The organism is Thalassotalea profundi, from assembly GCF_014653195.1.
Taxonomy (GTDB): Bacteria; Pseudomonadota; Gammaproteobacteria; order Enterobacterales; family Alteromonadaceae; genus Thalassotalea_B; species Thalassotalea_B profundi.
Genome location: NZ_BNAH01000001.1, coordinates 165,923 through 192,351, shown reverse-complemented (window position 1 = coordinate 192,351; position 26,429 = coordinate 165,923). Strand labels below are relative to the sequence as shown.

Below are 26,429 nucleotides of genomic sequence, written 5' to 3'. Positions count from 1 at the left end.
TCTAAGGATAGAATAATGAACGAAATTAAAAAAATTACTTTAGCATTACTTACCATTTTAGCTACTTCAAATGCATTGGCAGAGTGTGGAGCAAATGTTGACAACATTGAATCATTTTACATCAACGGAATGTTTACTGATTATAGCGATTATACATCGAATAAAAATGCGTTGAAAAACTTCTTAGTTGCGTATTTAGAAAGTGAGGGATTCAATCCAAATATACAAGGGCAGCATAATAAGGACGAAAATAAATTATCACAAATTTTTGAGGTGGTCAGACAAAAATGGGAAGATGATGATGCTGATGATGAAATAATTAAGTTTCTCAATAACGAAAGTTTAAATTCAGAAAGAGCTAAAGAGGCTATTGCAGAGTTTCTTCAAGATATAAGCATCGAATACCAATCAACTATCAGTGAAGAGGATAGTCAACTAGCAATAGCCAAGCTGGAAAATATCTTAGATTCATGTAGTAGAGTCGTGTTAATCTCACATTCTCAAGGAAATTTACTGTAATGCCATTCTCAACGATTTATATTCTAGTTACAACTTTCCAAACGGCTATGCGTTAAGTGACTACCTAATGTTAGGCACTATGCACTATGCAAATTGCCACGCCAGTAGACATTCCAGGTGGTACGCTATCTACCTTATATCCAGATTTAATCGGTCACGTTACAAATGAGCATGACGTGATAATGCAGCTAGTTCGAGAACTATTCGGTGCAGCCCCATCAAACTTTAACGGACCAGAAAACCCAATCGACGAAACAGGTCATTCTCTAGAAGATTCATATTTAATTCCACAAGAACAAGCACTTGAAATATCTAACCAGATGAAAAAGGTTGCTTATAACCTGACACCATATCCAATGATCGAACAATGCCCAGCAAGCTCTTCAGCTTTATCAGCTTTTGGTTATTCTAGTATAAATTCCTTATTAGATATTGAATTTCTAGACGGTAGTATTTATCGTTACTCAGGTATTACTCCAAGCATATTTACAGGTTTTATAAATGCTAGCTCTCAAGGCGGTTACTTCAATTCAAATATCAGAAATAACTATACAACAAGTCAAATTGAGTAAAATATTCTGCGTGCTTGTAAGGGGTTTAATTAAACACCTTATAATGTTATTTTTCGCTTTGGTTTGCTCTGCTTGTTCAAGTAGTTCATCAGAATTAACAATTTATGAAAATTGCTTTACTCCTGTAAGTTTTAATGCAGGTGAACTACTTAATATCCCCAAAAATAAAAAACATAGTACTAAGGCATATTACTTTTTAATCGGTGAACAGGTGTCAAAGTCAGAAAAAAACAAACTGGCAAAGTACAGCTTAGATGGTTATATATTACAAGGGGTTCCAGATGAGTGGAGCAATCCTATTCTAACAAATACCCCAATAAACTTTATAGGTTACATTGCTCTTAATAAAAGTAGCTGGTTAAAAGCACAAGTAGGCCTAAAGGATAATTTGTATTTCGTCATTACAACCTACGAAGGCAAGTTTCTACTTGAGTCAACTATAGGCTTGCGAAAAATTCCATTAGATACACTAGATTGCATTAGATAGTTTACGCTTGCATTAGATAGTTTACGCTTGCATTAGAACACGTATAAACTTTTTCAGAAGCCTCAAAACACTTTTTTCGACAATCAATAATAATACAGAGATTAACAATATAACTTGTTTGTAATATTAATAAATAAATTTATAAAAAACGGAGCCATTTAAGGGATTATATAGTTTGGAAACGCATGTGATGACGATGAACCATATTAAAGTAAGAGCTATAGTTTGGATTTACCTTAAAATTTAGGGCAACCGAGACTAACGAAGCCTATCTTCGCAGCGCGATTTGATTGTGTATTATGCTTACTTTGCTCTTCAACCATTTTAGATGGTATATCTAACGTAGTTGTTTAGTTTTTATTTGAGTTACTTGTGCTTGGGTCGAATTGTTCTACGGTCATATATTGCTCTGTTGCTTTAACAGGCTTTAAACCAATCGGTTAAAGCGTTATAAAAAGTGGTTTTAACTGTCTTTATTGCTTACTTGGTGTGTTGACTAAGGCAGTTGTTTAGTGCGCGGAATTATACAGGAGAATGTTTAGCTTGTCTTTTGTGTTTTAATGGGCGATTTCAAGCTTATAAATGCCGTGAATTGGTAGTCATTATGATTAAGAGGTTAAATAACATTCAGAATTCTTAACATACAAACTTAATTAAATAGCTTTTAACGCGAGTTGTACCCTACTGGCTTAACATCTTTATAATGACTAGAGGTGAAATCAATATTTTTTATAGAAAGCTACATCTTGCTCTTGTTTTTGTCCTGCTTTCGCTGTTGGATAAACAGTATTTTGAAGAGTTTTATCTTTTAGAATCATACAACAATATCGTCCATGAAAATCGAATCGTAATTAACATCAATCATATCTTAATCACCTAAGCTTATTAAGAATTATTCCTGTGGTTTAAAAATTCAATGCTATTTTTATTTTCTCTTTACCCAGGCTAACTATACTTATTTTAAGTCATTGTATGTGGCATTAAATCAAGTTATTTTAAGGTTTCACTATTTTTCAGGTAAATTGTCATTTTCCTATATAGATTTTTAACAACCTAAATCTCTCTCTTAACAAAAACCATAAGCCCGTCATATAACTCAAATAAATATATATCCATCCTTATTCTTTTGACTACTTTTAAATAACACTGGTAATCTAGGCTACATCAAGGCTTATTTTTAAATATTTATACAAGCAAATTTTGGGAAAATAATGAAAAATAATAACTTAACTACAAATCACAAATTGCTAGGATGGTTCGCTTTTATTTGGCTGTCTTTTTTTAGTAGTTACTCAATCGCAAATGAGCAAGTATCGATAGATGCAAATAAAACTCTCACTACAATAATTAACGAACGCTGGGACTATAATTTAAAAGAAAATCCTTTATCAGCAACCCGTTCAGGTGTGAACGACTATAATCATTTACTTAAACGTGTATCAAAAAAAGATAATGACAAACGTTTAGAAGCGGAAAAAGAATTTTTAAGTCGCTTAGAGAAAATTAATCTTGAACACCTAACCGACGACAATCGAATTAACCACCAATTACTAAAATGGGTGATTGAAGGTTCAATCAGCCGTTATCAATTAAATTTGTCACGTATACCACTTAATACTTTTAGTAGTTTTTTTCTGTCCGTACTTAATATGGGTAACGGATTAGTCATGAACAGTGCTAAAGACTATCAAGACTATATTGCCCGTTTAAATGAAATACCAAGGTACTTTAACGAAAACATTGAAAATATGCGTACGGGTATTGAAACCCAGTTTACCCTGCCTAAAATAGTGATTGAAGGCATTCTTCCTACGGTTAAGGCGCAAATATATCAAGATCCAACACAAAGTAGTTTGTATAAGCCGTTTTTAAAAATGAATAAGTCACTTTCAGCAGAAAGTAAGGCACAACTTAGAGCAAGCGCTAAAGCAGCAATAGCACAATCGGCTATACCCGCATTTCAAACCTTTGCTGATTTTTTTGGTGGTGATTACCTAAATGCAGCATCAGAGGCACTTGGCGCAGAGCAAATGAATAATGGTAAAGCCTATTATGCTCATCAAATAAAAACCTATACAACATTATCAGACATAACCGCACAAGAAATTCATCAAATAGGGCTTAACGAAGTAAAGCGTATTCGCGAGGAAATGGATAAAATTATAAAAGAGCTGAAATTTGAAGGATCTTTTGAAGAGTTTACACAATTCCTGCGTACTGACCCGCAATTCTATGCCAAATCTGCGAAAGGTTTACTAAAAGAAGCTGCTTATGTTGCTAAACGTATTGATTATGTAATGCCGGAATTTTTTGGAAAACTCCCTCGTATGCCTTACGGCGTTGTACCTGTACCTAAAGAAATTGCCCCTAATTACACAACAGCTTCTTATAATGGCGCAGTGGTTGGTGGTACTCGCGGTGGTGCATATTGGTTAAATACTTATCAATTAGATCAACGCCCTTTATATGAACTTACCGCGCTTACATTACACGAAGCGGTACCAGGGCATCATCATCAGTCGGCTATTTCCAGAGAGCTACAAAATGTACCTAAATTCCGTTTAGGCCTTTATTTTAGTGCTTATGGCGAAGGTTGGGGCTTATACTCTGAAAAATTAGGTATTGAAATGGGTGTTTACGATACGCCGTATGATCATTTTGGCCGTTTAAGTTATGAAATGTGGCGAGCGTGTCGATTAGTTATTGATACCGGCATACATTCTCAGGGTTGGAGCAGGCAGCAAGGTATCGACTTCTTAGCTAATAACACCTCTTTATCTGAAGCAAATGTGAGAGCTGAAGTTGATCGCTATATTTCATGGCCAGGACAAGCACTCTCATACAAGTTAGGTGAAATTGCGATTTGGAAGTACCGAAACAAAGCGGAAAAAGCACTAGGCACAAAATTTAGTCTTCCTGATTTTCATGATGCTTTATTAGGTAACGGCGCATTACCACTGACAATGGTTGAAGCTGAAATAGATCGATATATCGAAGCTAATAAATAAAATTACTGTAAGTAAATTTAGGCTTGTCAGGTCTATAACTTTAATACCAAAATAAGATAATTCAGCAACAAACTTAATCAAGAGAATAAGTAACATGAATAACGTTTATAAAAACACAATAAAGTCATTAACCTTTACTGGGCTACTGCTTGCCAGTGTATTAAATATCAACATCGTAGCCGCTGAGCAACAATCTCTAGCCATTGGCCCTAATGCTGGCGAGATGGCGCCTGCTATTACGGTCAAGAACAATCAAGGAAATGTCGAAACAATTGAATCATTAAGTGCAGAAAAAGGCCTGATCATTCTCTTCTTTCGCTCCGCGGATTGGTGTCCATTTTGTAAAAAGCATTTGATAGAGCTTAATAACGAAGCGCAAAAATTTAAAGACTTAGGCTATGGCTTAGCTGGAATTTCATATGATAACAGTGAAGTGTTAACTTCATTTACTCAAGAGCAAAAGATCAGTTACCCATTACTATCAGATCAACAGGCAAAAACAATGCTTAGCTATGATATTTTAAATGATGAATATAAAATAGGCGATCGTAATTATGGTATTCCCTATCCTGGTGTAGTTGTCATTGACAAAGCAGGTAAAATTACTCATAAATACTTTTTTCATGGCTATAAAAAGCGCGTTAAATTTACTGAGCTTTACTCATATTTAACTACGAAAATGTAATGCTAAATACACTAGAAACATGTCAATGGGTAATTAATAACAAACACTCTTTATTAACTGCTCATTTTCTTTTTATCGGTATTTTTATTGAAACTTTATCTTCAAACCTTTCAAAAATGTCGATAAAACCTCATCGCTACATTCGCGATAACGCGTATGATTAACATTTCTAAATAAGGAACTTAATTCATATTTAGTTAAGCTTAAACCGGCTAACTCAAGTACAGCAATAACGTCTTCTGCTTTAAGTGCTAACGCAATTTTAAGTTTATTGAAAATAGCATTATTGCTTAGCGCTTGCTCGGCAATGCGTTTAGGTCCATCACTAGCGCCTCTTTTCTCAACAATTAAACCATTTAAAAAACTAGCAAGTTCAACATCAGATACTTCTATATAGGTATCATCATCTTTTTCTTTGAAAAAACAGACTAATTTTTCTTTACTGATCTCACATTCATTAAATGAAAAAATATCGATGAGTTGCTCATTAGAAAAACCAAATATAGTGCTAATACGACGAAGAATATCATTATTTATCATAGGTAAACCTTATCAATGAGTAATTGCTAAGTATTTTATAACTCAACAATTTCATAAAAAACTAAGCGACTTGTTTCTGGTTGCTTTTCTTCTGCGGCATTGCTTTTCTAATAGCTTCATTAGCTAAATATTCATCCAGTGAACCTTGAAAATCAACTAAGCTATTTTCTTTAATATCAATAATTCGGGTTGCCAAACTTGATACAAATTCGCGGTCATGGCTGACAAAAATTAATGTACCTTCAAATGCTTTTAGTGCGTTATTAAGTGCATCTATGGCTTCTATATCCATGTGGTTAGTCGGTTCATCCATAATCAATACATTAATGTCTTGCATCATCAACATACCAAATAACAAACGGTTTTTTTCCCCACCTGAACAATTACGCGCTTTTTTATTGGCATCGTCTTCAGTAAACAATAAGCGCCCTAACATTCCTCGTACCGTTAAGTCATTATGACAAGGCCTACGCCATTGCGACATCCAGTCCATTAGCGTTAATTCATTATCAAAAAAGTGTCCGCTGTCTTGAGGACAATAACCAATTGATGCATTTTCAGACCATTTTACAACACCTGACAATTGTTCTAGTTCACCTGTTAAACAGCGTAACAGTGTAGTTTTACCTACGCCATTTTCACCAATAATGGCTAGTTTAGCGCCAGCTTCTAGAAGTAAATCTCCGTTCTCAAACAAAATTTCTCCATCAAAACCATGACTAAGTTTCTCTAGCTCTAATGCTTGACGGTGCATTTTTTTGCCAGAAGCAAAGGCAAGTTTAGGTGTCATTCTGCTTGACGCTTTTACATCATCAAGTTTAATTTTTTCCATTTTTTTAGCGCGAGAGCTTGCCTGTTTAGCTTTAGACGCATTTGCCCCAAAACGATTAACAAAGTCTTGCAACTCTTCAATTTCTGCCGCTTTTTTCTCATTCCCTGATAATAACTGTTCACGTAGCAAGCTCGATTGCGCCAAAAAGTATTCATAGTTACCTGGGTAAATACGTAATTCACCGTAATCTATATCCGCCATGTGTGTACAAACTGAATTTAAGAAATGTCTATCATGAGAAATTATAATCATAGTGCATTTACGTTTATTTAATTCCCCTTCTAACCAGCTAATTGTATGGATATCTAGGTTGTTAGTAGGCTCATCGAGTAATAATATATCAGGGTTGGCAAATAGTGCTTGCGCAAGTAGTACCCTTAATTTCCAGCCTGGGGCAACTTGTTGCATTAAGCCATAATGAAATGACTCTTCAATACCCGCCTCTAGTAATATTTCACCTGCGCGGCTTTCTGCACTATAGCCATCCATTTCAGCAAATTGACTTTCAAGATCGCCCACGCGCATTCCATCTTCTTCACTCATTTCTGCTTGTGCATATATAGCATCGCGTTCCTGCTTCACTTTCCATAAAGCAACATCCCCCATGATCACTGTATCTATAACGCTATGTTGTTCGAACGCGAATTGATCTTGGCTCAACACACCTACTTTATTACCAGTAGTTATCGACACATTCCCTGAGCTAGGAGCTAATTCGCCACTTAGGATTTTCATGAAAGTAGATTTCCCGCAGCCATTGGCCCCGATCAAACCATAACGGTTGCCGTTGCCAAATTTTGCAGAAATGTTTTCAAATAAAGGCTCAGCGCCAAATTGCATTGTAATGTTAGATGTAGTGATCAAAAAGGTATTCCTTGGTGTTGCTCGTAAATGCTAATAGTTTTTGAATGGCAGTTGTTAAATTACTGCAAGATCTACAGTCGACAACAAAAAGACTCAAAATAATAAGGTCGCGCAGTATACAGCATTTAATCGCACTACCCTATTTAATATCGCTTTTTTGATGTTTTTTTCACCAAAGTAAGCCTCAATGCCTAACCTCTTTAATTTTATTACCTCGGTAACATGCAACCAGTAAAGTGACCACACCATAATATTCAATCGTGAGTCATCAATCAGTTTTTTAGATTGCTATCTTCGATTTTATTTAATTTGATATTTAATTATCAAAGCGTATACTCACTATATTAGAAAAAGCTAATAAAGTGAAAGCTAAATTAGACAGTGTTAATAAAAAGATTAAGCTTATGAGCTACATGTTAATCAAATTTTAAACAAACACTTATTTACAACTAAATAGAGAGAAAAATCATGAATAATGACACAATCGAATCAACCAATAACACGCCTTTTCCTAGATTAAACGAAGCTGCTCCAGACTTTACAGCTAATACGACACACGGCATGAAATCACTAAGTGATTATAAAGGACGTTGGTTAATATTATTTTCACACCCAGCTGATTTTACTCCAGTGTGTAGCACTGAATTTATGGCATTTTCAAATCTTTACGAAGAGTTTCAAGCTTTAAACTGTGACCTATTAGGTTTATCTATTGATTCAATTTTTTCACACATCGCTTGGGTAAAAAATATCAAAGATAACTTTGGTGTTGATATTCAGTTCCCTATTATCGATGACTTGTCAATGAAAGTAGCTAATGACTACGGCATGATACAGCCTGGTGCAAGTGATACCTCAGCCGTTCGCTCTACTTTTTTAATAGACCCTGATGGCGTTTTAAGAGCAATGGTATATTACCCAATGTCTAATGGTCGCTCGATTCCAGAGTTCCTAAGATTATTGTCTGCTCTACAAACATCAGACCAAAATGGTATAGCAACACCAGAAGGCTGGAAAGCTGGAGATAAAGTGATTGTTCCACCACCAAAAACCGTTGAAGAAGCTAACCAGCGTGCACAAGAAGGCTACGAATATACTGACTGGTACTTTAGTAAAAAGTCCTTATAGGCCCATTGTAAATAGCGCTTTAATTATGATTAAGGCGCTTATTTAACCGTTTGAAACGCACTAAGGAGTAATAAATGAAAAAGTTAGCAATAAAATGTTTTTTTGATGAGATAACAAATACAGCAACTTATGTTATTGCAGATACGGACGCAAAAGAATGCGCAATTATTGATTCTGTTTTAGGCTTCGACATGGTCTCAGGAAGTACATCAACAGAATTGGCTGATGAGATCATTCACTATATAAACCAAAAAAAATGGACCAATATCTGGGTTTTAGAAACTCATGCTCATGCTGACCATTTAACTGCGGCCCCTTACCTACAATCAAAATTAGGTGGAAAAATTGCAATTGGTAAACATATCGTTGATGTCCAAAAAATATTTAAACCTATTTATGGCTTAAATTCAGACTTTAACACTGACGGTCGACAATTTGATCTGCTATTAGATGATGGCGATACCTTTAACTTAGGGCGTTTTACCATTGACGTAATTCATACTCCTGGTCATACACCCGCATGCTTAAGTTATCATGTAGATGATAATGTATTTGTAGGTGATACCTTATTCATGCCTGACTATGGTACCGCACGATGTGACTTCCCAGGCGGGGATGCTGCAACACTCTATCATTCTATACAAAAATTGTTTGCGTTACCCGATACCACTCATGTGTTTATGGGCCATGACTATAAATCACAAAGTCGTGATAAATATGCGTGGGAAAGTACTATAGCTGAGCAAAAAGCGCATAACATTCATATTAATACGGGTATTTCTCTTGAAGACTATGTCAGTTTTCGCAATAAAAGAGATAAGGGCTTGTCCGTACCAAAACTAATTTTACCTTCTGTTCAAGTTAATATTAGCGCAGGTCACTTCCCACAAAATACAAATAACGACTCACCCTATTTAATTTTACCTATTAATGCTTTTAAGTAGAGTGATATGTTAGAACTATTTTTTATCATCATTGCAGCCATTTTTATTGGCCTAAGTTTAGGGCTGTTGGGTTCTGGTGGCGCCATTTTAACAACGCCAGCATTAACCTATATTGTTGGGCAAGATGAAAAAACAGCAATAGCAAGTTCACTTGCTATAGTCGGATTAATTAGTTTTTCTGGTATGTTGAAATATCAACAACAAAAAATGATCCAATGGCCTGTAGTACTTCAGTTTGGTATACCAAGCATGCTGGCAAGTTATATATCAGCAGGCCTTTCAGTATATTTAACAGGGCCTGAACAACTAACGCTTTTCGCGGTGATCATGTTACTGTCCGCAGCTTCTATGCTTAAACCTAAAGCTGATATTGCTCATGAAAAGTTGGAGTCTCATTCCGCGCTTAAATTAGTGATTATCGGTGTTGTTGTAGGAAGTATCACTGGGCTCGTTGGTGTCGGTGGCGGCTTTTTAATTGTTCCTGCATTACTTTTTTTTACACGAATGAACATGCTAAACGCGGTTGCAACAAGTTTATCCATTATCACGTTACAGTCAACTAGTGGCTTTATTAACTATTATTCATTGGCAAGTGTAAATAATATAAATTTCGACTGGCAAGTCATCGCTATATTTGCCTTTATCGGCGCTATTAGTAGCCTATTTGGTCACAAAATATCCTCGAACATATCTCAAGAGAAACTCAAAAAAACGTTCGCACTACTTTTATTTTTGATGGCTATTTTTATCTTAATAAATTCGAGTCGTGGTTTGTTTTAACATCAGAGGTAGTTATGAAAGTAAAACAACTTAATACACAGATATATATCGCAGATCAGATTTCACTTGGTGATATTAACACAATAAAAAAACTCGGTATTCGCTCGGTTATGAATAATAGACCGGATAATGAGGAAGTCAATCAACCCCTGTCAAATGAGATTTCATATGAGTTTCAAGCAAGTGGTATTGAATACGCATATTTACCAATAGCGCCAGGGATATATTCTCAAACGAATATTCATGAATTTGAACAATTATTAGATACAATGAAAAAGCCAATATTAATTTTTTGTCGTTCGGGAAACAGAGCGGTCAATCTTTGGGCATTAAGCAAAATGAACACTCTTGGTAAGGAGTATGTTATTGATAAAGCGAAGAATATTGGGTTTGATGTCTCGTCAACAATAAATACATATTAGTTGTTAACACTTCCCTGATTAGCAGAGTGCATTTTTTAATGACAACGTTGTTGCGATATATATCGCAACAACGTTAATTACGCTTTAATCAACTATATTTACATTTTCAATAATATATAAACGATTAGCATCTATAACGGTTTGTCCTGCATCAAGGTACTTCTGCTCAAGCACACCTCCAGTCACCCAAGTTGCAAAATCATCGTCATTTATTACACCAATGGTGCTGTCGTTAATTAACCAGATACCTTCTAGTTTGTCATGTGGATAACCCGTTTCTGCAACTAAATCTACAAGTAATGATTTAGTAATGATTTCAATCCCTGCATTGGCTAACACATCCCATCCATCAGCTGATATGGTTACTTCTTCGAGCGTTTTACCATCAATTAATAAACCAAGAGTTTCATCTTGCGTTATATTATCGGAAGCTGAAATCGTCTCAATGTCTGTCGCATTACTGATATCAATTTTATATAAGTGCTTCATGGCTGAATTGTCTTGGTTGTAAAAGCTACCATCTCGTTCAATAACAACAAATTCAGTATCACTTAATGCAACTATACCTGATTGTGAATTTTGTGTTTTTTCTTGCTTGTAAAGATATTGGCTTACACTGCCATCGATTAAGCTAATTGTCACTAATCGAACAATATCGTTGACTTTAACTGCACTGCTCGGGTTGTACATAGTTGATTGCATGATACCCACTAATGTTTTTTCATCAGGTGTTACCGCTAATCCTTCCATGCCTCTATTAGCACGACGATTTGCAAATTCAGCCGGTAAGGTAAAAACATTTCGGTTATCTGAACTAAAAGCATTAATACGACCAATCTCAACACCTTCGGCATTAAAATGGACAATATGGGGGCCATACTCATCACTTATCCAAAACGTTCCATCTGATAACGCAACTAAACCTTCTCCATCTAATCCGTAATCATCTAATTTAATGGGATTAGTTGCTTCATCAAACGGTAAACTCATATTTTCAAGGATTACATCCCCATTTGCATCATATGGCGTTTCACCTGTTCCCCCCAGAGCTGACGTATTTGGTAGGCCAGTAATCATGGTGCCATTTGGACGCTTTAATAAAATTTCTTTTATCTTTTTCACATCACCGTTGTCTTGTAGCTCAAATAAACCTATTCTAGGTGTATAATCTGGTGTTGGAAATTTCTTTCCTGTACCTTGTTCACCAGTAAAGACAGCATTAGGACCACGATCAGTTAAAGCATAAAATTGGGTTGAATTAGTCGGGTGCGCAACCATATCTGATCCAAAGCCCCCATTTCTAATTTCCATAAAAGTACCTGGTATTGCGCCATTATCAATATCAGAGCGCATTACAGTATAAGGGAGTGATGAACCTGAACTACCTATAGAATTTGCATTACATTGAGTCGTAGTGTTACTGACTTCAGAATCAGCTAATACATTGTCACCATTAGTGTCTAGACCTGAAGTAACTTTTAAACCACCAAAAAAACAGTCTTCATTTCCTAACATTAATACTTCATGATCGAGTAAACTATTTAAACCAGCATCTCCTGGTGTACCTGTTTCCCCTTGTTCACCATCATCAGCGCATGCAGTTAAAATTAAGGTGGTGATAAGTGCCAAAGTTAATGTTGTGTGTTTCATATATTTCCTTTTTTATTATATAAGCTATGTTTTAGACGTAGTAACTAAACTCTAAGCAGGAAATATGACAAAATAACTCAATTAAAATTACAGTTTCGCTACAGCCAACTTTGCTAGTAACAGTTAAATATGTTCATTAATTTAATAGCATTGCAACAGGACAATAAAATATTGAACTAGATAAGTGCAGATTTAAAAGCAGATTGTTGAAAAGAAAAAAATAATATAAACAGCTGAACTTTAAATAAAACCTTTGAAAACAAGATTAAAGACTCAACCTCGACAATATGTTACTTTATGCTTAATGAAACCGCTCGGGGGAGCAAAGTGTTAAAAATATTATTAGTGGATGATGATGTAGAGTTTACTGAGGTCGCCTGTCATATCATTGAATTTTTAGGTCATGATATTTGTACAGCAAATTCCTTGAAAGAAGCTTACGAATGGCTAGAAAATAATACCTTTGATCATATCTTTTTAGACTTTATGCTACCTGACGGAAGTGGCTTACATTTAATAGACTATCTTAAAAAGTCTCAACACGATCCTTATATTACGCTAATTACTGGGCACCCATTAGTTAAAGGCTTATTAGCGGGATTATGTGGCCCAAAAGTTAACTATATTGCTAAACCTTTGCAACGTGAAGATTTAGAAAAAGCCTTATCAAGAGAGTCAACACCAAGCCAACCTAAAAAATCAAACAGTAATTTATCCAACAAGCATTTTGGTTGTCTTATTGGGGAATCTGAAGCGATGCAGGAAATGTATAAGATGATTTCTCGTATCGCGTTAACTAAAGCTAATGTAATGCTATTAGGTGAAAGTGGTGTGGGTAAAGAATTAGTGGCACAAGCTATTCATGCAGCAAGCAATACAAAAACGCCATTAGTCGCCACCAACTGTGGCGCATTAGCGAAAGATTTAATTGCCAGTGAGTTATTTGGGCATGAAAAAGGCGCATTTACCGGCGCTATTAGTAAAAAAGATGGTGTCTTTTTACGCGCAGGTAATGGCACATTATTTCTAGATGAAATAACTGAAATGCCGATTGATATGCAGCCTAATCTACTTCGAGTGTTAGAAACTAATCGTGTAACCCCCTTAGGTGGAACAAAAGAGATTGAAGTTAATTGTCGCGTTATCTCAGCAAGTAACCGCTCAATTGAAGAAATTGCACAAAGCAAAGTTTTAAGAGAAGACATCTATTTTCGCTTAGCCGTTTTTCCTATTAATATTCCGCCATTACGAAAACGCAAAGATGACATTCCTTTGCTTGCAGCAGCATTTCTTAACGAGTTAAATGAAGAATACCATCGACATTATCAATGGAGCGCCGAACAAATACAGCGTTTAACCGATTATGACTGGCCTGGAAATATCAGAGAAATGCGTCATGCTATTCATCGCGCTTTTATTATGGCAGATCCTGAGGGCACTACTTTGGAATTGCCAAAAGACTTCCGTTCCCCCTTTTCTTCTATCTCAGAAAAACAACACAGCTTAAGTGCGGGTCGTACCATTGAAGATGTAGAAAGAGAGTTAATTAAAGTTACCCTTGAAGATGTTGACGGAAATAAATCACATGCGGCAAAAATGTTAGGGATCAGCATAAAAACCCTTTATAACCGTTTACATGCCTACGGAGATTTTGAAGAATAAACAATGATTGGAGACACACATGAGTAGTCAACATAATGATAATGAAGCAAATGAGTCCAATTTAAATCAGCTTATTCATGATGCTAGAGGCCCATTAAATAGAATATCAATGCAAGCAGAAATGATAAAGCTCGTGCTAGAAAGTGGTATGCCAATAGATAAAGCAGTGGATGCCGCTAATAAAATTATTACTTCGTGCCAAGAATGTAGCCAAACCCTTGAACAACTTTCTAAAACATCTAAAAGCTAAGTTAAATACAGGTACCTTGTGAGTATGAGCTATATAGAAAAACTGTTAGAGAATAAAAAGATATCTTGGGGATTAATTTTCTCTATTGTGGTGGGTGTTATTGTAATAAACATTATTTTAGCGTTAAAAACCATAGATGATCTTTCCATAACCCAAAAAGGTATCACTAATACAGGCGAAATCATTTTAAGTTTAGATAAACTTCATAACTTAGTGATATCAGCAGAAACAGGGCAACGTGGTTATCTACTAACTAAAAACGAAGATTATTTACAGCCATATCAAGATGCTATTGGACAAGTAATTAAGCAAATCAAATTAGTAAATACATTAAATTCAGATATTGAAAGCCAAGAAGAAAAAATAGCAGAACTTTCAAACCTTGTTGAAATGAAGATGATAGAGCTCAGCGATACCGTTGATCTTGCACTAGACGATAAAGAAAAACGTGCATTGACTATGGTTATGAACGGTCGTGGGAGAACCTTGTACAAAAACTTAGTTCAGCTTTTTAATGAAATTAAAACAAGTGAAGTGCTGTACCGTAATAATTTATATAAAAAATTAGAAGCCATTGAAAAAGAAGCTAAATTTACGTTTAGCATCTCTGCTATTACGAGTTTTCTATTACTCGTTGGTATAGGCGTATTAGTTCATATAAATAGCAGAACTGAATTATTTTACCGTCAATCCCTCGAAACAAAAAATGAAGAATTAGCAGAAAAAGTTAATTTACGCACCAAAGAATTAACCATTTACTCCGAAGAATTAGCAAGAAGTAATAGAGAATTAGAAGATTTTGCTTTTGTAGCTTCTCACGACTTACAAGAACCGCTTCGGAAAATAAGAGCTTTTGGCGACAGATTAGCAACAAGTTACAGTGACGTAATCGATGAACGTGGGCTCGACTTTATTGAGCGCATGCGTAACGCAGCTGAGCGTATGTCTAATTTAATTAACGATTTATTAGAGTACTCAAGAATTAATACGCGAGGAAATAAGTTTGTTAGCGTATCACTAAATAAGATAATTGATGATGTCGTTGATGATTTAGAAGTCGCCATAGAAGAAAGTAACGCCGTAATAACTTACGATAACTTACCTGAAATTAATGGTGATGTGACACAGCTCACGCAAGTTCTACTCAATTTGCTCAGTAATGCGATAAAATTCAGACAAAATGATATTTCACCTAAAATAACCATAAGTCATCATAATGAGTCAGTTTTTGATCCTATTTTAAGAACAGAAACCTTATGGCACACTATTGTAATTAGCGATAATGGTATAGGCTTTGAACAAGCGTTTGAAGATAAAATATTTGTACCGTTTCAACGCCTGCATGCTAGAGCAACCTATAAAGGTACAGGCATTGGCTTAGCGGTATGTCGACGAATAGTAGAACGCCATGGCGGTACGATTTCAGCAAAAAGCAAAGTAAACCAAGGCACTACTTTTACTATCAGTATTCCGCACAATTATATTGCACCTGTAACGGATACCCCAATAACTCAATAAAGGAATTTTCTAAATGAAATCGAGCACACCCATCGTAATTTTAATGGCGGATGACGATGAAGACGATCGTTTACTGACTCGCGATGCTCTCATTGAAAGTAGAGTGATCAACGAATTACATTTTGTCGAAGATGGTGTAGAGCTACTTGAATATTTAACCCATCAAGGAAAGTTTCAAGATAAAACAAAGGCACCTAGACCTGGCCTTATTTTGCTTGACCTAAATATGCCTCGTAAAGATGGACGAGAAGCGTTAAAAGAAATAAAAGCGGATCCTCTACTAAAAGGCATTCCTGTAGTAATATTAACCACCTCAAAGCAAGAAGAAGACATGGTAAAAGGTTATGAGCTTGGCGCAGCCTCTTATATTACCAAACCAGTGAACTTTGAGGGCTTGGTCGATTTAATGAAAACATTAGGTAAATATTGGGTAGAATTTGTAGAGCTTCCAACGCAGCATAATAATCAATAATGACTCAATCTATATCTAAGTTAAATAAACGCATTTTACTTGTTGAAGATGATGAAGATGATTACATCCTCACCTGTGATTCTTTGCAACAAATGCCAAACTATCATTTTAACATTGACTGGGTTGACAACTCGATTCAGGCATTAGAATTACTTAAACAAAACCGTCACGACATCTGTTTGCTTGATTATCAATTAGGTGCAATAAACGGATTAACAGTTTTAAAACAAGCAAGCGATGATGGCTGTACAGTACCCATCATTATGTTAACTGGCCAAATAGATACTGAATTAGACAACAGTGCGCTTGACGCTGGAGCCGTTGACTATCTTGTAAAGTCTGAACTAAGTAGTGCAAGATTTAACCGAGCAATTCGCTATGCATTAGCAAGAAAAGACATTGAAAATGAACGTCTTGAGCGCATCAAAGCTGAAACAAAGAGTCGATCTAAAGATAAATTTTTAGCGCATTTAAGTCATGAATTACGCACCCCTCTTACCTCCATTCTTGGTTATACCGAGTTATTACTTAGTGACAAAAACAATAATGCGATCCAGCCAGAATTAAGCACAATATTAGACAATGGCAAGCATTTATTGGGATTACTCAATAACGTGCTCGATCTTTCTAAAATTGCCGCAGGAAAGTTCGAGCTAAACTATACGCCATTGCCATTAGAAAGTTTTATTGCCGATGTCTACACGCTTATGCTCATGACCGCACAAGACAAAGGCATTAACTTAACCTTAACAGCTAAATCGCCTTTACCAATAACAATCACCGCTGATTCTCTTAGGTTGAGACAAATTCTAATTAATATTATTCATAATGCGATAAAGTTTACAAACGAAGGTTCTGTTGATATTGATGTTTGGTTAGATGAATCATCAGATAATACAAAATTGTTTTTTTCAATAGCTGATACCGGTGTAGGTATTCCAGAAAGTTTACTTGTCACCATTTTTAAACCATTCGAACAAGTGCAAGATATTGTTTCCCGCAATGAAGAAGGTGCAGGCCTTGGCTTGTCAATTTGTAGCGAACTATTAAAACAAATGAATGGCAGTATTTCAGTTAAATCTAGTGTAGCAAATGGCAGTAAATTTATTGTAGGTATCGATCCTGGTCAGATAGCTGATGTAAAGCGTAAAAGCTTAGCTTTTAAGCGTAGCGAATATAAATCAACAACTAATTCATTAAGTAAATTGTCAGGTAAGGTACTTATTGTTGACGACATTGACGATATCAGGCGATTACTTGGTTATGTCTGCCGTTCTTTTGGACTTGATGTAAGTTATGCCCACAACGGTCAACAAGCAATTGATAAAATAGTTTACGCCAATAAGACCAATACTCTCTATGATTTAGTCTTAATGGATATTCATATGCCGGTATTGGATGGAAAAAGAGCCATACTACAGTTAAGAGAAATGGATATTGCAACACCTGTATTTGCAATTACTGCAGCAACAATGAAAGGCGTGCAACAAGAACTACATGAATTAGGATTTAATAACGTTGTTGCTAAGCCTATTGATAAATACGAATTACATCAAAAAATAAAACAACAATTAAATAATGGCATAATGCAATATAAAGAAGAAGCTACTACAGCTAGTCAACTAACTAACAAGGATTCTACTATCTCAGAACGCGTACTACTTATTGAAGATGATGTAGATGCTGCCGAAATTACCGCACTATTACTACGCAGACTAGGTAAAAAGGTAGAAATTGCCCACAATGCTAAGCAAGCTATAAAACTATTAAATACTTATCCTCAATGGCAGCACATATTAGTTGATATGAATCTACCTGACGGTAATGGATTAGTACTTAGCTTAGCGCTAAAAGAACAAGCTCCTGAAGCTAACATTACGATTGTTAGTGGTAATGATATATCTCAGCAGGAATTACACAATTGTGGTGCACAAAATTCGCTACTAAAACCCGTTAACTTAGCCATGTTAGAGCAACTCTTTTCCTAATCAATACCATTACTATGTGTGCAAACATACACACTATGCAAGTAATACAAATCTACCTTGTAAAATTTACCCATTCACAATAATAACGCTCCTACCAATTTAAATAAAACATAAATAAATCAAAAAGATGCACTATGGCACAACTATCGCATTGTTAAAGTATGTCAAACAATAAAGTAAAGGAGAGTATGATGTTAAGTTGGGCATTCACTTTTTTAGTTATCGCAATTATTGCAGCCATATTTGGTTTTAGTGGCATAGCTGGAGCAGCAGCCGGCATTGCAAAAATTATCTTTTTTATATTTGTCGTTTTACTTGTTATCTCATTGATAGCTAACGCATTACGAGGAAAAGCTCCTAGAGCTTAATTATTAAAATTTTAAGGAAAATATTATGAAAATTAATAAAAATATATCATTAACCGCTTTAACCCTAACAGCTTTACTTAGTTTAGGTGCATGTAGTGACGATCAAGGCGAAGAAACTGGTGAAAAAATTGACCAAATAATTACAGAAACTAAAGAAGCCGCTAAAGATGCTGGTGATAAAACTACAGATTTTGCTGATGAGGCAAGTGATAAAGTAAAAGATGCCGCTAGCAAAGCTAAAGATAAAATTAAAGAATTAGCAACAGATACAGGTAATGCTATTGAAGATGCTTGTGAAAAAACCAAAGAAAAACTAGATACAGAAGATACAGACTGTTAATTGCTGTCCCCCATGTTTTATATGTAATAGTGACGACTATAACACCGAGTGCCTAAATATTTAGTCACTCGGTACTCATTTTAACCATTCTATTTTTCATCACCTATTCGTTTAGGACGTAAACTATGCCAATAGACTCAACTAAACTTGTCAAAACTGCATTTGCAAAGGTATTCACTTTTATCTTCTTTGGTTTAGCGGCGGCAATAATCTTCTCATTATGTCACACGATAATTATCGGTATAATCAATGGTACTGATATTATGCAAATATTCATCAGTAGTATTAATACAGGGATCATAGCCCTTGCCGTTTTTGAGTTGGCGCTGGTGATTAACCAAGAATATTCAAATAGAATAGAAACGGAAGATGTGATCGCGAACTTGCGAAGAACGATCCCTCGCTTCATTGGCACAGTATGTATTGCCCTCTCTATCGAAGGTTTGATAATGGTAATAAAATATAGTCAGCTCGATTTAGCGGGGAATCTATATTATCCCGTTGCCATAATCTCAAGTACTGCATTTTTATTATTTTCGTTAGCTGTATTTTTACACCTTACAAAAAATAACCCAATCCAAATCACGGAATAAAAAATAACGCGGCTCATTAAAGCCGCTTTCTATAGTTAATCTTAAAGATTTACTACAACACGCCCTCTCACCTTGCCAGCAATTAAATCATTACTCACCTCAATCACTTCATCCAGACTAATATCAGCTGCTATATCACTTATAATCTCTGTTGGCAAAATCGCTGCCAAACGTTGCCAAGCTTCAATTCGATCTTCAATAGGGCGCATTACACTGTCTATACCTGCTAATGTAATGCCTCGTAAAATGAATGGGGCAACCGAAGCTGGAAAGTCCATACCTTGTGCTAACCCACAAGCAGCAACAACGCCACCGTATTTTATGCTAGCGCAAACGTTAGCTAACGTATGACTGCCAGCAGAATCAATGGCACCAGCCCAACGCTCTTTTGCTAATGGTCGACCAGGTTCAGATAATAATGAACGATCTATAACCTCTGTTGCACCTAATTTCGTTAAATATTCACCCTGTTCAACTCTTCCTGTGGACGCAACAACTTTGTATCCAAGTTTAGTAAGTATCGCAATAGCAAAACTACCAACACCACCATTAGCACCAGTGACTAAGATTTCACCTTTATCTGGTGTTAAGCCATTTTTCTCAAGCGCAATAACACAAAGCATTGCGGTATAACCTGCAGTTCCAATTGCCATGGCTTGACTTGGTGAAAATGCACTTGGTAATGGAATTAACCACTCGCTTTTTAATCGCGCTTTTTCTGCTAACCCACCACAATGAGTTTCACCTACGCCAAATCCATTTAACAATACGGTATCACCTGCCTTAAATTTGTCTGAATCACTTTCAATAACAGTACCAACAAGATCAATGCCCGGCACCATTGGAAAGCTACGTACAACAGGTGCTTTACCGGTGATAGCAAGTGCATCTTTATAATTTAAGGTGCTATGGGAAACCTTTACGGTAACATCACCTTCGGGAAGTATATTGTCATTTATCTGCTGAACTTCAGCTCGATAGCCCTGATCATCTTTTTGAATTAATACACCTTTAAACATACACCACCCTTTTAGACTGATCGTCTATAAATAATTAAAAAAATTTACACTCGAGTTAAATTATCAATAAAATAATTAACGAAGTTATCTAACGGCTCAACAGAACCCACTAATTTAGCTCTACTTACTGCACCTTCCCAGCCTATCCAAAACAATTCGGCTAAAAGATTACAATTACTCGTCTTTGCTATCTGGCCTTGCTCTTTTGCCAGTTCAAGGCAGTTAGTCATTCGCTGCTGCCAACTATAAAAAATATCAATAAGCTGTTGCCTAAAACTTTCGGGCAACAAATCAACTTCCTGCCCTAAGTTGCCAACTAAACAACCTCTTTTAAAATGATGGCGAATTATTCCTGCTTTTGCATCATCAACAAAGTTAATAATGCGCTGAAGTGGCAAATGATTATCATCAAGTAAACTCTTGTCTAACTTTTTTTCAAAGTAATGTGCATAATGCTCGATAACAGTTTTCCCAAACGCTTCTTTACTTGAAAAATAATGATAAAACGAGCCTTTGGGCACCCCAACCTTTTTTAATATTTGATCAATACCAGACGATGCAAAGCCATTTTCAGTTAAATGCTCTAAGCCACTACGAATTAATATCGCTTTTGTGTCACTGTTTTCACGTGCTATTTTTGGTGGTCTACCACGGCGTGGTTTATTTGTTGATAATGTCATCATTTAATTATAGACCGATCGTCTAATTAATTGCAAACTTCTTTTTATCTGAATAAAATTCAATGTTAAATAACAATATAGACTGATTAAAAGTTAATGGATTCCTTGGTGATTTTAGCTATCATTAATAACAGACTTAATCATTTAATCTGATCTTCACACAAAAATAACTAACTGGCACTAATAAAGTATTTTGAAAAAGTACAACATTGAAAAAATATTAATAGAGTCGCTTTCGTTAACAAGAGATGGCGTAGGTATTTTTGACCCTGATGATCGGCTTATATTTGGCAATGAGGCTTTATCCACGCTTTTTGGTATACCGGTAAAAGAAGCTATTAATAAAACATTTACGCAATTGTGCCACATCTGTTTTAAGACGAAGAAAGGCATTAATATTGAAGCAGAGCATTTTGAAACCTGGATAGATAGCGCATTAAAAAAACGCAGACAGCATAATTACAGAACATTTGAAACAGATACTATCGATGGTCAATACTTTATTGTTACAGAGCAAATAGTCCAAAAAAATTTTTTATACATGTATCTTACGGATATCACAGATAAAAAAGAAAATGAAAAAAAACTCACATTAATGTCACAAGAGTTAGAGAATCTTGCAACAACAGATTATTTAACCGGTATCCGCAATCGTCGCTATTTTTATCAAATGGCTCAAGCTGAGTTTAGCCGAAGTAAAAGAGATAACCTGGAATTAACCGTGTTAATTTTAGATCTCGATAAATTTAAATTAATTAATGATACCTATGGGCATAGTGCTGGTGACTGTGTTTTAAAAGCAGTAACAAACACTATCAATCAATTATTACGAAATTACGATATATTTGCCCGTATTGGCGGTGAAGAGTTTGCTATTTTGTTGCCTTCAACAGATGCTCAATCAGGTTATATAATTGCTGAGCGGATTAGAGTCGCGATAGAGTCACTAAAACTTCCATTTGAAAACGAGCTCCTAAAAATAACAACATCAATCGGCATGCTCGAAATAAACGATAAAATTGCATCTTTCGAAGAAATGATGAAAATAGCCGATCGTAGCTTAAATCAAGTAAAATCGAAGGGAAGAAACCAAGTGTTATGTGGCTTTAATAACAATTACCCTGCATAATAAATTTTACTTAACAAAAAGCTCATTTACTTCTGGATGCTTTTCTAAATAATTAACAATGTAAGAACACTGCGCAACCGCTTTTTTATTATCTTTTTTAATTTGTGCAAGTACATCTTCTAATAAGGTTCTAGCAAGACCTTTACCCGAAAGTTCATCAGGTACAATAGTATGAGTTAAGTGCATTTTACCGTCTTGATCATCATAAGTAATGTAAGCAACATACCCATTGATATGATATTCATATTTACTCTCTTGCTTGTTATGTATCAATGTATAACTCATCTAGACTCCTTTGGTAGGTTTTTATTAACATATCAAATTATAACTTTATTTTTACATGATAGCAGCATAACGCTGAATAACTTATTTATACAAATTAGTTTTAATAATGTAGTAGTGATTTCTCATTTAACACTTATTATGTTAATTGAATAAAATAAACTATTAGGTATTCTTCTAACATTGATAAGCCCTAATTAATAAATAAAGGATAAAGTCTTTGTATGGATAAACAAGAAATCAACCCAGATGTTATTTCTAACCCTAAAGATCACTTAGATAGCAAAATAAAAAAAAGGCTGGAAAATGAATCTTATCGCTTAGCTTACACCGATGATGACTTCCTCGCTCGTGATGATTTAAGAGGAGTTCGCCTAGAACTAGAATGGCTAAAAGCAGATTTAATCCAACAAGAACATGATATCGAATCTACAGTTGTTATTTTTGGTGGCGCGCGCTTTGTTGAAGAAGAAAAAGCAAAAGCATCTTTAGCAATCGCATGTCAGCTGTTAGCAAATGATAAGGATTGTCCAACAAAACAAAAAAATAAAAAAGCCGCTGAAATTGCTTTAGCAAATAGTTATTACTACGAGCAGGCACGTATACTTGCAAGAAAAATCACAGAATTATCATTACTTAATAAAGGTAAAAGATTTGTTGTTGTCACTGGTGGTGGGCCTGGGGTTATGGAAGCATCTAACCGGGGAGCTGAAGATGTAGGGGGAAAAAGCATTGGTTTAAACATTGTTTTACCTTTTGAGCAACAACCAAATCCTTATATTACGCCTGAACTATGCTTTCAGTTTGAATACTTTGCTATTCGTAAAATGCACTTCATCAAGCGAGCTATGGGCTTAGTCGCATTTCCAGGGGGCTTTGGTACTCTTGATGAATTATTTGAAACGCTAACTCTTATACAAACTAAAAAAATTAAACCATTACCTATTGTTTTAGTCGGAGAAAAATACTGGAAAAGATTAATTGATTTTGAATTTCTAGTTGAACAAGGAGCTATCGCTGAAACGGATATTAATCTTTTCCATATCGTTGACAATGCTGAAGATGCATACAATTATTTAGCATTACAATGGCATAACAAGGAATAGCATTACATGAAAATATGTATGTACAGTAGCAAGGCTTACGATGAAAAATTTTTCAATCTAAATGGCCAGCATCAGTCCGCGCCATTAGAAAGTGTAGAAATTTCATATCTATCACCTCATTTAAATGAAGATACCGCTTATATGGCTCAAGGGTTTGAAGTGGTATGCTGCTTTGTAAACGACAATATCAATGCAAAAGTATTACAACAATTAAAAGAGCAAGGTATAAAGCTGGTAGCATTGCGTTGCGCAGGCTTTAATAATGTGGATTTACAGGCAGCAAAAAAGCTTAATATGCCTATATGCAGAGTACCTGAATATTCACCCTACGCAGTGGCAGAGCATGCATGTGCTTTGGTATTAGATTTAAACCGAAATATACATAGGGCTCATAATAGAGTCCGTGAAAATGATTACTCCCTCGACGGACTTTTAGGATTTGATCTACACGGAAAAAATGTGGGGGTTATTGGTGCGGGTAAAATTGGGCAAGCATTTATAAAAATAATGAACGGGTTTGGTTGTAATGTGTTGGTATATGATCCCAATCTTGAAAGTAATCATAATGACAATAGTTTTACCCAAGTGGGTTTCAATACATTGCTAAAAGAATCAGATATTATTTCTTTACACTGTCCGTTAACAACAGCAACACATCATCTTATCAATTGTGAAACCATCAGTTACATGAAGCCTAATGTAATGCTGATTAACACTAGTCGAGGCGCTCTTGTAGACACATCAGCAATAATTAAAGCACTTAAGTTAAGAAAAGTTGGATATTTAGGTATTGATGTTTACGAAGAAGAAAGTGAAATTTTCTTTGAAAACTTATCCGATACCTTTATTGAAGATGATGTATTTGCCAGATTACAAACATTTCCTAACGTTATTATAACGGGTCATCAGGCTTTTTTTACTAAAGAAGCATTAACGAAAATTGCTGAAACAACGATTAATAATATACACAGCTATTTTTCAGGTATGCCTGAAAATGCTAATCTTGTTATTTAAAAGTTAAGCTGTATTTACCCCCTTAAACTGATGAAACTAATTTTGGGGCTTTAATTACTCTTTACGCTAATATTTTAAACGCGCTACTATGAATTTAATATACGTCATATCATGATTCATTATTTAGTAAATAACGAAAAAATGTATATAATAACTGTCAGAGTAATTAACTATATTCAATAAACTAGTGCTTTAGATTCAATAATATAGCTATTTTCATGCTTCATTTACACAAAGAGCCAACTTATTAGTATGAACACCCTAGAAGAAACACAGCAAAGCATACCCACAGATAACGTTTCTTTTGGTAATGTTTATATAATGACCCATTCTATTTTCTCCAATGTGATCAGAATTGGTTGCACCACCAAAAATACTGAAGACTATGCTAAGGAACTTTCAGCTCAAACTCCTGGTGAATACAGTATTTATTTTTCATTACCTTGCGATAATCCATGTATGGTAAAAAAAGAAATACGCAAGCACTTTAACTCAAAGAATCACGTTAACGAGTTTTATGAAATATCTCCAGAGGCTGCAAAAACTATACTTAAAAGAGAAGTAATGAAAATACCTCTAGTTTCCACTAGTAAGTAATGCCTAACATTTTAACTTTTACTTGTATCCCACACCTTTCAATTAAATTAACAAAAATAAAGATTATTAAATAAATGACTCAATCAAAAAATGTAACGATCGTAACTCATAATGGTAATTTCCATGCTGACGATGTTTTCAGTATAGCGGCACTGCAGCACATTTTTCCTAGTTTTAAACTGATACGTACTCGTGACACTGCAATTATCAATACTGCAGATATAGTAATTGATGTCGGCGGTGAATACACACCTGACAAAGGGCGTTTTGACCATCATCAACGAGGTGGAGCTGGTAAACGTGACAATGGTATCCCTTACTCTTCTTTTGGCTTAATTTGGCAGAAATATGGAATAGCAATTTGCAATGGTAACGAAGAAGTTGCCCATGCTGTTGATACAGACTTAGTATCATGTATTGACGCGATAGATTGCGGGCATGTAGAAGGTATATACCAAGGCATTAGCCTTAGCCAAACAATTTCAATGTTTAACCCAACATGGGAAGAAGACACTGATTACGACACATGTTTTAATGAAGCCGTTAATTTTGCAGGGCGTATATTAAAACGCTTTATTGCAAGAGCCGAAGGTGGCATTAATGCCAAATCGATAGTCATTGACGCTATTAAGAATGCTAAAGATCCTCGGATCATTGTTTTAGATAAATATACGCCATGGAAAACCACCGTTCATGAATTTTCTGAACAAGCTCTATTTATAATTTACCCCTCTCAATCAGGCCAATGGCGAATTCAAGCGGTACCTATAGAACCCGGTTCATTTGATGATAAAAAGTCATTACCTCATACATGGGCTGGCCTGTCAGATAAAGCCCTTCAAGATGTAACCGGTATTAGCGATGCCATGTTCTGCCATAACGGGCTTTTTATGGCAGGCGCACAATCATTTGAAAGCATCATGAAAATGGCAAAAATAGCACTACAAACTGATTAACATTTATTACTGTTTAGCTGTAGC

The 26,429-nt window shown here is 35.4% G+C and carries 28 protein-coding genes; 22 read left to right on the top strand and 6 right to left on the bottom strand.

From position 1 onward, the window contains the following. Positions 1-15: 15 nt before the first annotated feature. From IE155_RS00935 to IE155_RS00915, 5 genes are all read left to right on the top strand, one after another. Positions 16-519, top strand: a complete 504-nt coding sequence (locus IE155_RS00935) for a hypothetical protein (protein WP_189376212.1) — start codon at positions 16-18, stop codon at positions 517-519. Between the two features lie 86 nt (positions 520-605). After that, positions 606-1,091: a KTSC domain-containing protein gene (locus tag IE155_RS00930; protein ID WP_189376211.1), complete on the top strand. Its 486-nt coding sequence runs from the start codon at positions 606-608 to the stop codon at positions 1,089-1,091. A 43-nt stretch (positions 1,092-1,134) separates the two neighbouring features. Further along, complete coding sequence (locus IE155_RS00925) at positions 1,135-1,578, top strand: hypothetical protein (protein ID WP_189376210.1); 444 nt, start codon at positions 1,135-1,137, stop codon at positions 1,576-1,578. 1,211 nt (positions 1,579-2,789) lie between these two features. Then, positions 2,790-4,586: a DUF885 domain-containing protein gene (locus IE155_RS00920; RefSeq protein WP_189376209.1), complete on the top strand. Its 1,797-nt coding sequence runs from the start codon at positions 2,790-2,792 to the stop codon at positions 4,584-4,586. A gap of 94 nt (positions 4,587-4,680) precedes the next feature. Further along, complete coding sequence (locus tag IE155_RS00915; protein WP_189376208.1) at positions 4,681-5,271, top strand: peroxiredoxin family protein; 591 nt, start codon at positions 4,681-4,683, stop codon at positions 5,269-5,271. Between the two features lie 84 nt (positions 5,272-5,355). On the opposite strand, the gene IE155_RS00910 is transcribed toward IE155_RS00915, so the two are convergent. After that, positions 5,356-5,811 carry a YehS family protein gene (locus tag IE155_RS00910; RefSeq protein WP_189376207.1) on the bottom strand — a complete coding sequence of 152 codons (456 nt, stop codon included), beginning with the start codon at positions 5,809-5,811 and terminating at the stop codon, positions 5,356-5,358. A 61-nt stretch (positions 5,812-5,872) separates the two neighbouring features. Then, positions 5,873-7,507 carry an ABC-F family ATPase gene (locus IE155_RS00905; RefSeq protein WP_189376206.1) on the bottom strand — a complete coding sequence of 545 codons (1,635 nt, stop codon included), beginning with the start codon at positions 7,505-7,507 and terminating at the stop codon, positions 5,873-5,875. A gap of 468 nt (positions 7,508-7,975) precedes the next feature. Between IE155_RS00905 and IE155_RS00900 the strand changes: the two genes are divergently transcribed. The 4 genes from IE155_RS00900 to IE155_RS00885 all read left to right on the top strand — a co-directional run bounded on the left by IE155_RS00900 (position 7,976) and on the right by IE155_RS00885 (position 10,781). Beyond that, positions 7,976-8,635, top strand: a complete 660-nt coding sequence (locus IE155_RS00900) for a peroxiredoxin (protein ID WP_189376205.1) — start codon at positions 7,976-7,978, stop codon at positions 8,633-8,635. Positions 8,636-8,709: 74 nt separating this feature from the next. Further along, positions 8,710-9,579, top strand: coding sequence for an MBL fold metallo-hydrolase (locus tag IE155_RS00895; protein ID WP_189376204.1), 870 nt, complete (start codon positions 8,710-8,712; stop codon positions 9,577-9,579). Between the two features lie 6 nt (positions 9,580-9,585). Then, complete coding sequence (locus IE155_RS00890; protein WP_189376203.1) at positions 9,586-10,359, top strand: sulfite exporter TauE/SafE family protein; 774 nt, start codon at positions 9,586-9,588, stop codon at positions 10,357-10,359. A gap of 14 nt (positions 10,360-10,373) precedes the next feature. Beyond that, a complete protein-coding gene (locus IE155_RS00885) occupies positions 10,374-10,781 on the top strand; it encodes a protein tyrosine phosphatase family protein (protein WP_189376202.1) in 408 nt (135 codons plus the stop codon). A gap of 84 nt (positions 10,782-10,865) precedes the next feature. On the opposite strand, the gene IE155_RS00880 is transcribed toward IE155_RS00885, so the two are convergent. Next, positions 10,866-12,431 carry an esterase-like activity of phytase family protein gene (locus IE155_RS00880; protein ID WP_189376201.1) on the bottom strand — a complete coding sequence of 522 codons (1,566 nt, stop codon included), beginning with the start codon at positions 12,429-12,431 and terminating at the stop codon, positions 10,866-10,868. 327 nt (positions 12,432-12,758) lie between these two features. On the opposite strand from IE155_RS00880, the gene IE155_RS00875 reads away from it, so the two are divergent. The 8 genes from IE155_RS00875 to IE155_RS00840 all read left to right on the top strand — a co-directional run bounded on the left by IE155_RS00875 (position 12,759) and on the right by IE155_RS00840 (position 19,622). Next, a complete protein-coding gene (locus tag IE155_RS00875; protein WP_189376200.1) occupies positions 12,759-14,093 on the top strand; it encodes a sigma-54-dependent transcriptional regulator in 1,335 nt (444 codons plus the stop codon). Positions 14,094-14,112: 19 nt separating this feature from the next. Then, a complete protein-coding gene (locus IE155_RS00870) occupies positions 14,113-14,343 on the top strand; it encodes a histidine kinase (protein WP_189376199.1) in 231 nt (76 codons plus the stop codon). A 24-nt stretch (positions 14,344-14,367) separates the two neighbouring features. Continuing rightward, complete coding sequence (locus tag IE155_RS00865) at positions 14,368-15,861, top strand: sensor histidine kinase (RefSeq protein ID WP_189376198.1); 1,494 nt, start codon at positions 14,368-14,370, stop codon at positions 15,859-15,861. A gap of 13 nt (positions 15,862-15,874) precedes the next feature. Next, positions 15,875-16,333, top strand: a complete 459-nt coding sequence (locus tag IE155_RS00860) for a response regulator (RefSeq protein ID WP_189376197.1) — start codon at positions 15,875-15,877, stop codon at positions 16,331-16,333. Then, positions 16,333-18,321: a response regulator gene (locus tag IE155_RS00855; RefSeq protein WP_189376196.1), complete on the top strand. Its 1,989-nt coding sequence runs from the start codon at positions 16,333-16,335 to the stop codon at positions 18,319-18,321. Before IE155_RS00860 ends, IE155_RS00855 begins: the two co-directional genes overlap by 1 nt. A 191-nt stretch (positions 18,322-18,512) precedes the next feature. Next, complete coding sequence (locus tag IE155_RS00850; RefSeq protein ID WP_189376195.1) at positions 18,513-18,689, top strand: DUF1328 domain-containing protein; 177 nt, start codon at positions 18,513-18,515, stop codon at positions 18,687-18,689. Between the two features lie 25 nt (positions 18,690-18,714). After that, the gene (locus IE155_RS00845; RefSeq protein ID WP_189376194.1) at positions 18,715-19,029 is read left to right on the top strand and encodes a YtxH domain-containing protein; all 315 of its coding nucleotides are present in this window, start codon (positions 18,715-18,717) and stop codon (positions 19,027-19,029) included. A gap of 125 nt (positions 19,030-19,154) precedes the next feature. Further along, on the top strand, positions 19,155-19,622 hold the full coding sequence (locus IE155_RS00840; protein ID WP_189376193.1) for a hypothetical protein: 468 nt from the start codon (positions 19,155-19,157) through the stop codon (positions 19,620-19,622). 41 nt (positions 19,623-19,663) lie between these two features. Here IE155_RS00840 and acuI read toward each other — a convergent pair whose 3' ends face one another. Both acuI and acuR read right to left on the bottom strand, forming a co-directional pair. Then, positions 19,664-20,641 carry an acrylyl-CoA reductase (NADPH) gene (gene acuI, locus IE155_RS00835; RefSeq protein ID WP_189376192.1) on the bottom strand — a complete coding sequence of 326 codons (978 nt, stop codon included), beginning with the start codon at positions 20,639-20,641 and terminating at the stop codon, positions 19,664-19,666. Positions 20,642-20,685: 44 nt separating this feature from the next. Beyond that, positions 20,686-21,321: an acrylate utilization transcriptional regulator AcuR gene (gene acuR, locus IE155_RS00830; protein ID WP_189376438.1), complete on the bottom strand. Its 636-nt coding sequence runs from the start codon at positions 21,319-21,321 to the stop codon at positions 20,686-20,688. A gap of 193 nt (positions 21,322-21,514) precedes the next feature. Between acuR and IE155_RS00825 the strand changes: the two genes are divergently transcribed. Continuing rightward, positions 21,515-22,450 carry a sensor domain-containing diguanylate cyclase gene (locus IE155_RS00825; protein ID WP_189376191.1) on the top strand — a complete coding sequence of 312 codons (936 nt, stop codon included), beginning with the start codon at positions 21,515-21,517 and terminating at the stop codon, positions 22,448-22,450. 6 nt (positions 22,451-22,456) lie between these two features. Here the strand turns inward: IE155_RS00825 and IE155_RS00820 are convergent, their stop codons facing one another. Then, complete coding sequence (locus IE155_RS00820; protein ID WP_189376190.1) at positions 22,457-22,735, bottom strand: GNAT family N-acetyltransferase; 279 nt, start codon at positions 22,733-22,735, stop codon at positions 22,457-22,459. A 221-nt stretch (positions 22,736-22,956) separates the two neighbouring features. Here IE155_RS00820 and IE155_RS00815 point away from each other — a divergent pair, with 221 nt between their 5' ends. The 4 genes from IE155_RS00815 to IE155_RS00800 all read left to right on the top strand — a co-directional run bounded on the left by IE155_RS00815 (position 22,957) and on the right by IE155_RS00800 (position 26,405). Next, entirely contained in the window at positions 22,957-23,838 is an 882-nt protein-coding gene (locus IE155_RS00815) for an LOG family protein (protein WP_189376189.1), read from the top strand. A 6-nt stretch (positions 23,839-23,844) separates the two neighbouring features. Further along, a complete protein-coding gene (locus IE155_RS00810) occupies positions 23,845-24,852 on the top strand; it encodes a 2-hydroxyacid dehydrogenase (RefSeq protein WP_189376188.1) in 1,008 nt (335 codons plus the stop codon). 252 nt (positions 24,853-25,104) lie between these two features. Beyond that, positions 25,105-25,449 (top strand): GIY-YIG nuclease family protein, encoded by a 345-nt coding sequence (locus IE155_RS00805; protein WP_189376187.1) that lies wholly within the window; start codon positions 25,105-25,107, stop codon positions 25,447-25,449. 74 nt (positions 25,450-25,523) lie between these two features. Then, the gene (locus tag IE155_RS00800) at positions 25,524-26,405 is read left to right on the top strand and encodes an MYG1 family protein (RefSeq protein ID WP_189376186.1); all 882 of its coding nucleotides are present in this window, start codon (positions 25,524-25,526) and stop codon (positions 26,403-26,405) included. The last annotated feature ends 24 nt before the right edge of the window (positions 26,406-26,429 follow it).